Consider the following 13242-nt stretch of genomic DNA (forward strand, 5'->3'; position numbering starts at 1 on the left):
GCCCCCCGCAGGGAAGGGACGGCTGGCTGTGCACGGCACAGCCGGGAAGGCTGGCTGATCGGCGCACGGTTGCCGCGGGTCGACCGAGGTCAACCTTCCTGGACGCGACTGGCATCTCGTCCATCCTGGTCAACGAGGCGCGCCGACGGCGGTGACGACCCTCGGCGCGTCAGCCCCGGACACGCCGAAGCCCGCCGGCTGAGACGCCGGCGGGCTCCGATGATGCGGTACGCCTGGATCAGGCGGCGATCTTTCGGGCCAGGTTCTCGTCGAGCGCGTTCATGAACTCGTCGGTGGTCAGCCACGGGGCGTCCCGCGAGATGAGCAGCGAGAGGTCCTTGGTCATCTGGCCGCCTTCGACGGTGTCGACGATGACCTGCTCCAGGGTGTTGGCGAACTCGGTGACCGCCGGCGTGCCGTCCAGCTTGCCCCGGTGGGCCAGACCCCGGGTCCAGGCGTAGATCGACGCGATCGGGTTGGTCGACGTCTTCTCACCCTTCTGGTACTGCCGGTAGTGCCGGGTGACAGTGCCGTGGGCGGCCTCGGCCTCGACGGTACGACCGTCCGGGGAGAGCAGGACGGAGGTCATCAGACCCAGCGAGCCGAAGCCCTGCGCGACGGTGTCGGACTGCACGTCGCCGTCGTAGTTCTTGCAGGCCCAGACGTAGCCGCCCTCCCACTTGAGCGCTGCGGCGACCATGTCGTCGATCAGCCGGTGCTCGTAGGTGATGCCGGCGGCGTCGAACTCGGCCTTGAACTCGGCCTCGAACACCTCGGCGAAGAGGTCCTTGAACCGACCGTCGTACGCCTTGAGGATGGTGTTCTTGGTGGACAGGTAGACCGGGTAGTTGCGGTCCAGCCCGTAGCGGAACGACGCCCGGGCGAAGTCCCGGATCGACTCGTCGTAGTTGTACATGCCCATGGCGATGCCGCCGCCGGGGAAGTTGGCGACCTCCATCTCCATCGGCGCGCCACCGTCGGCGGGGGTGTAGGTGATGGTCACCGTGCCCGGGCCGGGGACGACGAAGTCGGTGGCCTTGTACTGGTCACCGTGGGCGTGCCGGCCGATGATGATCGGCTTGGTCCAGCCGGGGACGAGCCGCGGCACGTTGGACATGATGATCGGCTCACGGAAGACGACGCCGCCGAGGATGTTGCGGATGGTGCCGTTGGGCGACCGCCACATCTTCTTCAGGCCGAACTCCTCGACCCGGGCCTCGTCCGGGGTGATGGTCGCGCACTTGACGCCGACGCCGTGCTCCTTGATGGCGTTGGCGGCGTCGATCGTCACCTGGTCGTCGGTCTCGTCGCGGTGCTGGATCGACAGGTCGTAGTAGTGCAGGTCGACGTCGAGGTAGGGCAGGATCAACTGCTCCCGGATCTGCTTCCAGATGATCCGGGTCATCTCGTCGCCGTCGAGTTCAACGACCGGGTTGTTTACCTTGATCTTCGCCATCGACCGGCGCTCCTCTCGGGGGACACGTGCTCAAGCAGTACGAGCGTACTGCAATTGGGCCGGCAGCCCCCAGCCGGCCTCGACCGACCGGCGGAAACCGGGCTGCGCGGAACAGGAATGCCCTGGAATCATCGCCCGATGCCACTGAACCGCACCCTTGGGTCTATCACGGTCACCGCACTCACCGACGGTGAGGGTGCCTTCTTCCAGCCCCGCGCGGAGGCGTTCCCGCAGGCCACGGCGGCGCATTGGGCGGAGGCCGACCGGCGCGACCCAGGCTCGGTGACCGCCGACGGGCAGTGGTGGCTGCCGTTCCGCAGTTTTGCGATCCGCCCCGGCGACGGGCCGGTCACCCTGGTCGACGCCGGGATCGGGCCCGTCGACGCGCCGGCCGCGAGCTGGGCGCCCGTGCCCGGCCGGATGCCCGCCGAGCTGGCCGCGGCGGGCATCGACCCGGCCGACGTCGAAACCGTGGTGCTGACCCACCTGCACAGCGACCACATCGGTTGGGCCGTCACCGGCACGCCGGGCCGGCCGTACTTCCCGAACGCCAGCTATCTGGTGCAGCGCGCCGAGCTGGACGCGGCGGAGACGCTCAACCCCGGACTGCCGGCCGGCCTGATCGCACCCCTGCGCGCCGCTGGCCAGCTCCGGGTGGTCGACGGCGAGACCACTCTCACCCCGGCGGTACGACTGCTGCCCACCCCCGGCCACACCCCGGGCCACCAGTCGGTGCTCCTGACCTCGGCCGACGAACGGATGCTGGTCACCGGCGACCTGCTGGTGCACGCCGTGCAACTCGTCGACCCCGACCTGGCGTACGCCCACGAGGTGGACCCGGACCTGGCCCGCACCTCCCGGCGAACCGCCCTGCGCACCCACTCCCCCACCGTCCTGGCCACCCCCCACCTGGCCACCCCCTTCACCCCGCTTTCCCACCCCTAACCCACCCTCCGAGTTGGTTGATCATGAGGTTGACGGGGTTTTCGATCTCCATCACTGCCGCCAACCTCATGATCAACCGCAGACAGGGGGGTGGGAGCCCCGGGGGACGGGGAAGGGCCCGCCGGTTTGCCGGCGGGCCCTTCGGGTGGTTCTGGTTCGGGGGAACTACATGCTGGAGATGTCACCCTGCTTGGCGCGGACGGCTTCGGCCGCCTCCAGGAGGCTGGCGCGCTCGTCGGCGTCCAGGTCGGTCTCGACGACCCGCTTGACGCCCTCGGCGCCGATCTCGGCCTCGACACCCAGGTAGACACCGGAGATGCCGTACTCGCCGTCGACCCAGGCGCAGACCGGCATGACCTCGCCCGAGTCCTCGGCGACGGCCTTCGCCATCCGAGCCGCGGCGGCGGAGGGGGCGTAGTAGGCCGAACCAGTCTTGAGCAGCGCGACCACCTCGGCGCCACCGTTGCGGGTCTTGACGACCAGCTCCTCGATCTGCTCGGCCGGCATCGCGTCACGCAGCGGCTTGCCGTTGACGGTGCTCTTGGAGGGCACCGGGACCATGGTGTCGCCGTGCGAGCCCAGGGTCAGCGTGCGTACCGACGCCACCGGCACGTTCAACGCCTCGGCGACGAAGTTGCTGAACCGGGCGGTGTCGAGCATGCCGGCCTGGCCGAGCACCCGGTTCTTCGGGAACTGGGTGGCGAGCTGCGCCAGCGCGGTCATCTCGTCCAGCGGGTTGGAGACCACGATGACGACGGCGTTCGGGGCGTACTTGGCGACGTTCTCGGCGACCTGGCGGACGATCTTGGCGTTGGTCTCCAGCAGGTCCATCCGGCTCATGCCGGGCTTACGCGGCAGACCAGCGGTGATCACGACGACGTCGGAGCCCTCGATCTGCTCGTAGCCCTCACCGTTGGGGCCGGTGGTGACACCGACCACCTTGGTCTCGAAGCCCTCGATGGCCCGGGACTGGTTGAGGTCGAGCGCGAGGCCCGCGGGCTTGCCCTCCACGATGTCGGTGATCACTACGGTGTCGAAGACGTCGTACTCGGCCAGGCGCTGTGCGGTGGTGGAGCCGTAGAAGCCAGCCCCGACGACAGTGACCTTCTTACCCATGGTCGTCCCACTCCCTGATACCAGTCGGTTTTCCGGACCGTATCAGTCATCCTGGCACCGATCAGGCCAGGGGCGGCGGCCATCGCCGGGATGGGGCGAACGTCACCGCCGTCCTGGTTCGGCGCTACCGGCGCGCGGGCTCAGCCGCGCTCGGCGCGCTCGACGACGTTGGTGAGCAGCATGGCCCGGGTCATCGGCCCGACACCACCGGGCATGGGGACCAGGGCGCCGGCCGTCTCGGCCACCTCCGGGTCGACGTCGCCGGTGTAGCGGCCCTTGCCGTCCGCGCCGATCACGCGCGTGATGCCGACGTCCACCACAACGGCGCCGGGGTTGATCATGTCGGTGGTGAGCAGGCCCGGCACGCCGGCCGCGACGATGACGATGTCGGCGGCCCGGGTGTGCGAGGCGAGGTCCAGGGTGCCGGTGTGGCAGAGGGTGACGGTGGCGTTCTCGGAGCGGCGGGTGAGCAGCAGGCCGAGCGGTCGGCCGACGGTGTTGCCCCGACCGACCACTGCGACGGTCGCGCCGCGCAGCGCCACGTCGTGCCGGCGCAGCAGCTCGACGATGCCGCGCGGGGTGCAGGGCAGCGGGCCGTCGTAGCCGAGGACGAGCCGGCCCAGGTTGATCGGGTGCAGGCCGTCGGCGTCCTTGTCCGGGTCGATCAGCTCCAGCACCCGCTGGGTGTCGAGATGGGCCGGCAGGGGCAGCTGGACGATGTAGCCGTGGCACGCCGGGTCGGCGTTCAGCTCGGCCAGCACGTCGTCGACCTGCTGCTGGGTGGCGTCGGCCGGCAACTCCCGGCGGATCGAGGCGATGCCCACCTCGGCGCAGTCGCGGTGTTTTCCGTTGACGTACGCCTGGCTGCCCGGGTCCGCCCCGACCAGCACCGTGCCCAGCCCGGGGGTGATGCCGCGTTCCGCGAGTGCCTTCACCCGGATTCGCAGCTCGTCCTTGATCTCCGCCGCGGTTGCCTTGCCGTCCAGAAGCGTCGCCGTCACGTCCAGATCGTCTCACGGCCACCGGCCGCAGTTCCGACGGACCTCGCCCGCGCGGCTCGTCGCCACCTCGGCCACCACCGTTGTACATGACCGTGCGTAACGTGTTGCACGTCACTCTCAGTCACTGTTTGTTCATTCGGTCACCGTCGAACCAGACAGTCGGGCCGAGCACGACGGAGATCGGATGGCCCATCCGGAGAGCCCTATCCCGCCTCAGACCGGCACTGCCGCCCCCACGAACGACAAGACTTTTGCAGGCTGGCGAGGTTTACGGCGGTTTTCGCTAGCAGGCGGACCCGCCTTCGACAAGGGGACCACCCCCGGACCGTTACCCACCCGCAACCGCGTCGTTGTCAAAGGCCTATCGCCGACCTACCGTTGCCGCTTGTTGCGCAGCGTAACCCAGCGTCGGGCCTGACTGCGCAGCGTGAGGAGATGAGGAGGCTCAATGCGAGTTCGTAGACTCGCCGCCTGGACCGCCCTCCCGCTCGCGGTGACGCTGGGCCTCGCGGCCTGCGGCAGCGGCGGAGACGGTGGATCCAGCGGCAACGGCAATTCGGCGGTCAGCATCCAGATCGGCGAGCCGAAGCACCTGGTTCCCACCAACACCACCGAGACGTCCGGCTCGCAGGTGATCGCCGGCCTGTTCAGCCCGCTCGTCGACTACGACGCCCAGAACAAGCCTTACGAGGTCGCGGCCCAGTCGGTGACCTCGTCGGACAACAAGGTCTGGACGATCAAGCTCAAGGACGGCTTCACCTTCCACAACGGTGAGAAGGTCACGTCCGAGGACTACGTCAACGCCTGGAACTACGGCGCGTACGCCCCCAACGGTCAGGACAGCAACTACTTCTTCGAGAAGATCGCTGGCTACGACGACCTCCAGGGCAAGGCGCCGAAGGCCAAGGAGATGTCCGGTCTGAAGAAGGTCGACGACCTCACCTTCACCGTGACGCTCTCCGAGCCGTACATCGACTTCAAGACGGTGCTCGGCTACAACGCGTTCTACCCGATGCCGGACGCCGCGTTCTCGGCCCCGGGCGTGCTCAAGGACTCCTACGAGCAGGCGCCGATCGGGCAGGGCCCCTTCAAGATGAAGGGCACCTGGCAGCACGACAGCAAGATCGAGGTCGAGCGCTACGACGCGTACCCGGGTGAGAAGCCCAAGGTCAAGAACGTTGAGTTCCGGATCTACCAGCAGCTGACCGCGGCCTACGCGGACGTCCTGGCGGACAACCTGGACGTGCTGCCGACGATCCCGACCGAGAGCCTGAGCACCGCGCCGAGCGACCTGGGCGACCGGTACCAGACCAGCCCGATGTCGTCGTTCCAGTTCCTCGCGTTCCCGACGTTCGACAAGGACTACAGCAACCCGGACGTGCGTAAGGCCATCTCGATGGCGATCGACCGTGACGAGATCACCAAGTCGGTCTTCAAGGGCTCTCAGCAGTCGGCGCGCTCCTTCGTCTCGCCGGTCCTGCCGGGCTACCGGGAGAACACCGCGGGCACGGCCGGCGAGTTCAACCCGACCGAGGCCAAGAAGCTCTACCAGGCCGCGGGTGGTCCGTCGAAGGTCGTCATCTCGTACAACGGCGACGGCGGCCACAAGGACTGGGTCGACGCCACTGTCAACCAGCTCAAGGCCAACCTGGGTGTCGACGCCGTCGGCTCGGCCGAGCCGAAGTTCGCCGACCTGCTGACCAAGGTCGAGAAGAAGACGCCGGTGGGTGCGTTCCGGATGGGTTGGGTCATGGACTACCCGACCATGGAGGACTACCTCGGCCCGCTGTACAGCACGAACGGCTCGTCGAACTACTACGGCTACAGCAACCCGGAGTTCGACAAGCTGGTCAAGGAGGGTTCCGCCGCCAAGACGCAGGACGAGGCGATCGCCAAGTACCAGCAGGCGGAGGACATCCTGGCCAAGGACATGCCGGTGATCCCGCTCCGCTTCGGCGAGAACGTGTTCGGCCACTCGTCCAAGGTCAAGAACGTGCAGATGGACCTGTTCCAGCGGGTCAACCTCGTCAAGATCGAAGCGGCCAGCTGAGCTGACCACGGTGCGGGCCACCCGGGCGACGACGCCCGGGTGGCCCAAATCGCGCCACCGGAGCCGGGCCGCAGCAGCGGACCCGGCGTCGGTGGTGCCGGCTCCCCCGGGCCTGACGGCACGTCTCGGATATTTCGGGTACGACCAGAGATGCCGTCCTGCGACCCTTTCGCACATTTCCGGAGAGACTGCTAAGCATGTTCCGCTACATCTTGCGGCGCCTACTGCAGATGGTCCTGGCGTTCTTCGGGACCACCCTGATCGTCTACGCGCTGACATTCGCCGGACAGGGCGACCCGATCCAGGCGCTCGCCGGTGAGCGGCCGGTGACGCCAGCCCAACGGGCCTACCTGACCGAGAAGTACAACCTGGATCAGACGGGCGTCGGCGGCTTCTTCTACCGCTACTTCGACTACGTGAAGGACCTGCTCCAAGGCAACCTGGGCGAGTCGCTCACCGGTCGGAGCATCGGTGACATCCTCCAGCAGGCCTGGCCGGTCACCGTGCGGCTCGCGCTCATCGCCCTCGCCGTGGCGATCATCTTCGGAGTCAGCGCGGGCGTGATCGCCGGTATCCGCCGAGCCAGCATCTTCGACAACTCGACCCTGGTGCTGACCCTGCTGGTGCTGGGCATCCCGACGATCGTGCTGGCGCCGCTGGCGCAGTATTTCCTGGGCGTCAAGTGGCAGCTGTTCCCGCCCACCGCCGGCTCGGACCCGACGTTCTACGCGCTCCTGCTGCCGGGCATCGTGCTCGGCTCGCTGTCGCTGGCCACCGCGCTGCGGCTCACCCGGGCCTCGGTGGCGGAGAACCTGCGCGCGGACTACGTCCGGACCGCCCGGTCCAAGGGCCTGGTCAAGCGCCGCATCGTCATCGTCCACGTGCTGCGCAACTCACTGATCCCGGTGGTCACCTTCCTCGGTGTGGAGCTGGGCAACCTGATGAGCGGCGCGATCATCACCGAGGGCGTCTTCAACATCCCCGGCGTCGGCTTCAACCTCTTCCGCGGCATCCGCACCGAGGACGGCCCCCTCGTGGTGGGCATCGTCAGCGTGCTCGTCGTGGTCTACCTGGTCTCGAACCTGGTGGTGGACGTCCTGTACGCCGTACTCGACCCGAGGATCCGCTATGAGTGATTTTGAAACTGTGGCGGCGACCGAGAACCAGGCCGCGCGGCGTGGCCCCTCGGGCGAGCCGGGCACACCCAATCAGGTCGGCGCCGCGAACAAGCCCCGCAGCCTGGCCGGAGACGCCTGGCGGGACCTGCGCCGCAACCCGATCTTCTGGATCTCGCTGACGCTGGTCGTCATCTTCACCCTGATGGCGCTGCTCCCCGGGGTGTTCACCGCCAACAACCCGAACGACTGCCTGCTCTCCCGGCAGCACGCCGGGCCGTCCGGTGGGGCCATCTTCGGGTACGACTTCCAGGGCTGCGACACGTACTCCCGTGCGGTCTACGGCACCCGCGCCTCGCTGCTGGTCGGCGCGCTCGCCGCTCTCGGCACCGGGATCATCGCGCTGGTGATCGGCATGCTGGCCGGTTACTTCGGCCGGTGGGTCGACGCGGTGCTCTCCCGGGTGATCGACGTGGTGCTCGGCATCCCGCTGCTGCTGGCCGCGATCGTGCTGCTCAAGCGGGTCTCCAGTGACAGCCAGTGGGCACGGATCGGCGCTGTCGTCTTCGTGCTCGCCCTGCTCGGCTGGACCACCGCCGCCCGCGTGGTCCGCTCCTCGGTGATCACCGCAAAGGAGCAGGACTACGTCGCGGCAGCCCGGATGCTCGGCGCCGGCAACAGCCGGATCATGTGGCGGCACATCCTGCCGAACTCGCTGGCCCCGGTCATCGTCGTGCTGACCATCGCGCTCGGCTCGTTCATCGCGGCCGAGGCGACGCTCTCCTTCCTGGGCATCGGCCTGAAGGCGCCCACCATCTCGTGGGGCCAGGACATCGACACCGGCCGCATCCACATGCGGGAGGCGGCCACGCCGCTGATCGTCCCGTCGGCATTCCTCGCGCTGACCGTGCTGGCGTTCATCATGCTCGGCGACGCGATCCGTGACGCCTTCGACCCGAAGCTGCGGTGACTCATGCGAGCGCGAGGAGTGAGCGAAGCGAGCCCCGCAGTCGCGAGCGAAAGGCAGGCACAGCCATGACCGTTCAACCGACGCCCGCCTCCGCCACGCCCGAGGGCGGCCACCTGCTGGAGTTGCGGGACCTGCACGTCGAGTTCCGCACCAACGAGGGCGTGGCCCGGGTGATCAACGGCGTGTCATACCACCTGGACGCCGGCGAGACACTGGCCGTGCTCGGCGAATCCGGCTCGGGCAAGTCGGTCACCGCCCAGGCGATCATGGGCATCCTGGACACCCCGCCCGCGTTCGTCCGCTCCGGCCAGATCCTATACCAGGGTCAGGACCTGCTCACCCGCTCCGAGGAACAGCGCCGGCAGGTACGCGGCAAGGAGATCGCGATGATCTTCCAGGACGCGCTCTCGGCCCTGAACCCGGTGTTTCCGGTCGGCTGGCAGATCGGTGAGACGCTGCGTCAGCGCTCCGGCCTTTCCCGGTCCGACGCCCGACGCCGTGCCATCGAGCTGATGGACCTGGTCAAGATCCCCGGCGCCGCCAAGCGGATCGGCGACTACCCGCACCAGTTCTCCGGCGGCATGCGGCAGCGCGTCATGATCGCTATGGCGCTGGCGCTGGACCCGAAGGTGCTCATCGCCGACGAGCCCACCACGGCGCTCGACGTGACCGTCCAGGCCCAGATCATGGACCTGCTGGCGGACCTGCGCCAGGAACGCAACATGGCGATGATCCTGATCACCCACGACCTGGGCGTGGTAGCCGGTGTCGCGGACCGGATCGCGGTCATGTACGCCGGCCGGATCGTCGAGCACGCCGACGTCCGCTCGCTCTACAAGGCGCCCGCCCACCCGTACACCAAGGGTTTGTTGGAGTCGATCCCGCGCCTGGACGTCCGCGGCGAGGAACTGTCGACGATCAAGGGGTTGCCGCCGAACCTGATGCGCATCCCGTCCGGCTGCCCGTTCCACCCCCGGTGCCCGTACGTCCAGCAGGTCTGCGTGGACGTCGTGCCGCACGACCTGGTCCTCGGCGACGGCCGGACCAGCGCTTGCCACTTCGCGCAGGAGGTCCGTGATGACAGCGCCGCCCGCTAGCCCCAGCAAGGTCCGCGGCGAGACGATCCTCTCCGTCGACAACCTGGTGAAGCACTTCCCGATCACGCAGGGGGTGCTGTTCCAGCGGCAGGTCGGCGCGGTGAAGGCCGTCGACGGGGTGAGTTTCGAGCTGCGTCGGGGCGAGACGCTGGGTGTGGTCGGCGAGTCCGGCTGCGGCAAGTCCACCCTCGCCCGGCTGCTGATGCGCCTGGAGACGCCCACCTCCGGAGGCGCGACCCTGGAGGGCAAGGACCTGTTCAAGGCCTCCGGGGGTGAACTGCGCCGGGTGCGCCGCAACATGCAGATGGTGATGCAGGATCCGTACACGTCGCTGAACCCGCGGATGACCGTCGGCGACATCATCGGCGAACCGTTCGAGATCCACCCGGATGCCGCGCCCAAGGGCAGCAAGCAGAAGCGAGTCCAGGAACTGCTCGACGTGGTCGGGCTCAACCCGGAGCACATCAACCGGTACCCGCACCAGTTCTCCGGCGGTCAGCGTCAGCGCATCGGCATCGCCCGCGCGCTCGCGCTGCGACCCGAGGTGATCGTCTGCGACGAGCCGGTGTCGGCGCTGGACGTCTCCATCCAGGCTCAGGTGATCAACCTGCTGAAGCAGTTGCAGAACGAGCTGGGGCTGTCGTACATCTTCATCGCCCACGACCTGTCCGTGGTGCGGCACATCGCCGACCGGGTGGCGGTGATGTACCTCGGCCGGATCGTCGAGATCGGCACCGAGGACGAAATCTACGAGCGGGCCACCCACCCGTACACCCAGGCTCTGCTCTCGGCGGTGCCGGTGCCCGACCCGGAGGCCCGCGACCAGCGCAACATGATCCGGCTGGTCGGCGACGTGCCCAGCCCGGCCGACCCGCCGAGCGGCTGCCACTTCCGCACCCGCTGCTGGAAGGCCCAGGAGATTTGCGCCGTGGAGGACCCGAAAACGGTCCCGAGAGCGGCGGACCCCCACCCGTCCGCGTGCCACTTCGCCGAACTCCGCCCCACAACCCCAACGGCCTGACCCGCCCGCGCCCGCCCGCCTCACACGTCGATCATGGAGTTGTGGTGGCCGATTTCTTGGCCGGCACCCCTTTTGCGGGGCGCCACAACTCCATGATCGACGCGGACGGGGGTTGGCGGCCTAGTGGAAGAAGTGGCGGGTTTTCGTCAGGTACATCGTTACGTTTGCCTTCTTGGCCGCTGCGATGACTTCTTCGTCGCGGATCGAGCCACCGGGCTGCACGATGGCGCGGACGCCGGCGTCGATGAGGATCTGCGGACCGTCGGCGAACGGGAAGAACGCGTCCGAGGCGGCGACCGAACCCCGAGCCCGCTCGGCGCCGGCGCGGTTGACCGCGAGCTGCGCCGAGTCGACCCGGTTGACCTGACCCATACCGACCCCGACGGTGGCGCCGTCCTTCGCGAGCAGGATCGCGTTGCTCTTCACGGCACGGACCGCCCGCCACGCGAACGCCAGGTCCCGCAGCAGCTCCTCGTCGGCGGCCTCGCCGGTCGCCAACTGCCAGGTCGCCGGGTCGTCGCCCGGGGCGTCCACCCGGTCGGCGACCTGGGCCAGCACGCCACCGGTCACCGGCCGCAACTCCACCAGCGCCGGCGTCCAGGCCGGCGCCCGCAGCAGCCGGATGTTCTTCTTGGCCTGCAACACCTCGACCGCGCCCTCGTCGAAGCCGGGCGCGACCACCACCTCGGTGAAGATCTCGGCCACCTGCCGCGCCAGCTCGACCGAGACCGGCCGGTTGACCGCGATGACGCCGCCGAACGCCGACACCGGGTCGCAGGCGTGCGCCCTGCGGTGTGCCTCGGCCACGTCCACGCCCACCGCGATGCCGCACGGGTTGGCGTGCTTGATGATCGCGACGGCCGGCTGGTCGGCGAAGTCGTTCGCCGCCCGCCAGGCGGCGTCCGCGTCGACGTAGTTGTTGTAGGACATCTCCTTGCCGTGCAGCTGCTCGGCCTGGGCCAGCCCCGCCGGGGCGTCCGGGTCGGTGTAGAGCGCAGCCGGCTGGTGCGGGTTCTCGCCGTAGCGCAGCGCCGCCGACCTGCGCAGCGCCAGCCCCGCGAACTGCGGCCACCAGTCGTCGGCGGGCGCCAGCTCCTGCGCGCACCACCGGGCCACGGCCACGTCGTACTCGGCGATGTCGGCGAACGCCCGGGCGGCCAGCGCGCGCCGCTGAGCCAGGGTGAAGCCCCCCTCGCCGAGCGCGCCGATCAGCGCCGGGTAACCGGCCGGGTCGGTGAGCACGGCGACCGAGGCGTGGTTCTTGGCGGCGGCCCGCACCATGGCCGGGCCACCGATGTCGATCTGCTCCACGCACTCCTCGACGTCGGCGCCGGAGGCGACGGTCGCCTGGAAGGGGTAGAGGTTGGAGACCAGCAGGTCGAACGCCGCAACCCCCAGCTCGTCGAGCTGCGCGACATGCGTGTCCTTGCGCAGGTCCGCGAGGAGACCCGCGTGCACCTTCGGGTGCAGGGTCTTCACCCGGCCGTCGAGCACCTCGGGGAACCCGGTCACCGTCTCCACCGGCGTCACCGGCACACCGGCGGCGGCGATGGTGCCCGCCGTGCTTCCGGTCGACACGATCTCCACACCGGCGGCGTGCAGGGCCTGAGCCAGCTCGACCAGCCCGGTCTTGTCGTAGACGCTGACCAGCGCCCGCCTGATCGGGCGGCGCCCGTCCTGAGTGGGACTCACGGAACCGTGACCTTCCTTCCGGTGATGGTCCAGCCTTCGCGGACCAGGCGACCGACCTGCTCGACGAGCTGGCGCCGCTCGGCTTCCTTGATGCGCTCGGTGAGCTTGTCCACGTCGTCGTCGTCGAGCACCGGCACCGCGACCTGCGCGACGATCGGCCCGGTGTCCATGCCGGCGTCGACGAAGAAGAGGGTGGCACCGGTGAGCTTCACGCCGTAGGCGAGGGCGTCACGCGGGCCGTGGATGCCGGGAAACGCCGGCAGCAGGGTGTTGTGGGTGTTCAGGTAGCGGTCGCCGAAGGCAGCGAGGAAGTGCGGGCCGACCAGCTTGAGGAAACCGGCGGAGATGACCAGGTCGGGTTGGTGCTTCGCGACGTGCGCGGTGAGCGCACGGTCCCAGTCCTCCCGGGTGTCGTGATCACGGACCCGCTCGACGAAGGTCGGCACCCCCGCGGCCTCGGCCCGGTCCAGGCCCGCGATGCCGTCACGGTCCGCGCCGACCGCGACAACCTGCGCACCGTACGCGGGGTCGACGGCGGCATCCAGCAGCGACTGGAGGTTGCTACCGGAGCCGGAGATGAGGACGACGATGCGGGCGACAGGCGCGGGCTCGGTCACCGGGCCACCCTATCGGGCAGGTCAGGGAGCCCTCCGGCTGGGCGGCGCGCCGATCTTTGACAGTGCCGACGTGCATCGACCCGGTACGCTGCCGCTCGCTCGGACTTGACACCTCGTCGGTCCGAACCCCCGCACCGATCGGCACACCAGCGGTGTCGCTGC

11 protein-coding genes are annotated in these 13242 nt (G+C 69.0%); 6 read left to right on the plus strand and 5 right to left on the minus strand.

Annotated features, from left to right (window positions below; translation table 11 throughout):
• Positions 1–238: 238 nt before the first annotated feature.
• On the minus strand, positions 239–1456 hold the full coding sequence (locus FBZ33_RS26685) for an NADP-dependent isocitrate dehydrogenase (protein WP_091406326.1): 1218 nt from the start codon (positions 1454–1456) through the stop codon (positions 239–241).
• Between the two features lie 138 nt (positions 1457–1594).
• Here FBZ33_RS26685 and FBZ33_RS26690 point away from each other — a divergent pair, with 138 nt between their 5' ends.
• Complete coding sequence (locus tag FBZ33_RS26690) at positions 1595–2401, plus strand: MBL fold metallo-hydrolase (RefSeq protein WP_141911099.1); 807 nt, start codon at positions 1595–1597, stop codon at positions 2399–2401.
• A gap of 165 nt (positions 2402–2566) precedes the next feature.
• On the opposite strand, the gene FBZ33_RS26695 is transcribed toward FBZ33_RS26690, so the two are convergent.
• Together FBZ33_RS26695 and FBZ33_RS26700 are read right to left on the minus strand one after the other, a co-directional pair.
• Positions 2567–3517: a malate dehydrogenase gene (locus FBZ33_RS26695; protein ID WP_088950131.1), complete on the minus strand. Its 951-nt coding sequence runs from the start codon at positions 3515–3517 to the stop codon at positions 2567–2569.
• A 140-nt stretch (positions 3518–3657) separates the two neighbouring features.
• Positions 3658–4518 carry a bifunctional methylenetetrahydrofolate dehydrogenase/methenyltetrahydrofolate cyclohydrolase gene (locus FBZ33_RS26700; protein WP_141911100.1) on the minus strand — a complete coding sequence of 287 codons (861 nt, stop codon included), beginning with the start codon at positions 4516–4518 and terminating at the stop codon, positions 3658–3660.
• Positions 4519–4966: 448 nt separating this feature from the next.
• Here FBZ33_RS26700 and FBZ33_RS26705 point away from each other — a divergent pair, with 448 nt between their 5' ends.
• The 5 genes from FBZ33_RS26705 (at position 4967) to FBZ33_RS26725 (ending at position 10771) form a co-directional block, all read left to right on the plus strand.
• The gene (locus FBZ33_RS26705) at positions 4967–6568 is read left to right on the plus strand and encodes an ABC transporter substrate-binding protein (RefSeq protein WP_141911101.1); all 1602 of its coding nucleotides are present in this window, start codon (positions 4967–4969) and stop codon (positions 6566–6568) included.
• A 197-nt stretch (positions 6569–6765) separates the two neighbouring features.
• Complete coding sequence (locus FBZ33_RS26710) at positions 6766–7704, plus strand: ABC transporter permease (RefSeq protein WP_088950134.1); 939 nt, start codon at positions 6766–6768, stop codon at positions 7702–7704.
• A complete protein-coding gene (locus FBZ33_RS26715; protein WP_088950135.1) occupies positions 7697–8653 on the plus strand; it encodes an ABC transporter permease in 957 nt (318 codons plus the stop codon). The genes FBZ33_RS26710 and FBZ33_RS26715 overlap by 8 nt, the downstream gene beginning before the upstream one ends.
• 65 nt (positions 8654–8718) lie before the next feature.
• Positions 8719–9750 carry an ABC transporter ATP-binding protein gene (locus FBZ33_RS26720; RefSeq protein ID WP_099848537.1) on the plus strand — a complete coding sequence of 344 codons (1032 nt, stop codon included), beginning with the start codon at positions 8719–8721 and terminating at the stop codon, positions 9748–9750.
• Complete coding sequence (locus FBZ33_RS26725) at positions 9731–10771, plus strand: ABC transporter ATP-binding protein (protein WP_099848539.1); 1041 nt, start codon at positions 9731–9733, stop codon at positions 10769–10771. The genes FBZ33_RS26720 and FBZ33_RS26725 overlap by 20 nt, the downstream gene beginning before the upstream one ends.
• A gap of 120 nt (positions 10772–10891) precedes the next feature.
• Here FBZ33_RS26725 and purH read toward each other — a convergent pair whose 3' ends face one another.
• Together purH and purN are read right to left on the minus strand one after the other, a co-directional pair.
• Complete coding sequence (gene purH / locus FBZ33_RS26730) at positions 10892–12463, minus strand: bifunctional phosphoribosylaminoimidazolecarboxamide formyltransferase/IMP cyclohydrolase (RefSeq protein ID WP_141911102.1); 1572 nt, start codon at positions 12461–12463, stop codon at positions 10892–10894.
• A complete protein-coding gene (purN, locus tag FBZ33_RS26735) occupies positions 12460–13080 on the minus strand; it encodes a phosphoribosylglycinamide formyltransferase (protein ID WP_141911103.1) in 621 nt (206 codons plus the stop codon). Before purN ends, purH begins: the two co-directional genes overlap by 4 nt.
• Positions 13081–13242 lie beyond the last annotated feature (162 nt).

The organism is Micromonospora sp. A202 (genome assembly GCF_006715105.1).
GTDB lineage: Bacteria > Actinomycetota > Actinomycetes > Mycobacteriales > Micromonosporaceae > Micromonospora > Micromonospora zamorensis.

Bases quoted from the DNA above. Each gene is read 5' to 3' on its own strand.
- FBZ33_RS26685 (WP_091406326.1), bottom strand. From the start codon at position 1,456: ATGGCGAAGATCAAGGTAAACAACCCGGTCGTTGAACTCGACGGCGAC.
- FBZ33_RS26690 (WP_141911099.1), top strand. From the start codon at position 1,595: ATGCCACTGAACCGCACCCTTGGGTCTATCACGGTCACCGCACTCACC.
- FBZ33_RS26695 (WP_088950131.1), bottom strand. From the start codon at position 3,517: ATGGGTAAGAAGGTCACTGTCGTCGGGGCTGGCTTCTACGGCTCCACC.
- FBZ33_RS26705 (WP_141911101.1), top strand. From the start codon at position 4,967: ATGCGAGTTCGTAGACTCGCCGCCTGGACCGCCCTCCCGCTCGCGGTG.
- FBZ33_RS26710 (WP_088950134.1), top strand. From the start codon at position 6,766: ATGTTCCGCTACATCTTGCGGCGCCTACTGCAGATGGTCCTGGCGTTC.
- FBZ33_RS26715 (WP_088950135.1), top strand. From the start codon at position 7,697: ATGAGTGATTTTGAAACTGTGGCGGCGACCGAGAACCAGGCCGCGCGG.
- FBZ33_RS26720 (WP_099848537.1), top strand. From the start codon at position 8,719: ATGACCGTTCAACCGACGCCCGCCTCCGCCACGCCCGAGGGCGGCCAC.
- FBZ33_RS26725 (WP_099848539.1), top strand. From the start codon at position 9,731: ATGACAGCGCCGCCCGCTAGCCCCAGCAAGGTCCGCGGCGAGACGATC.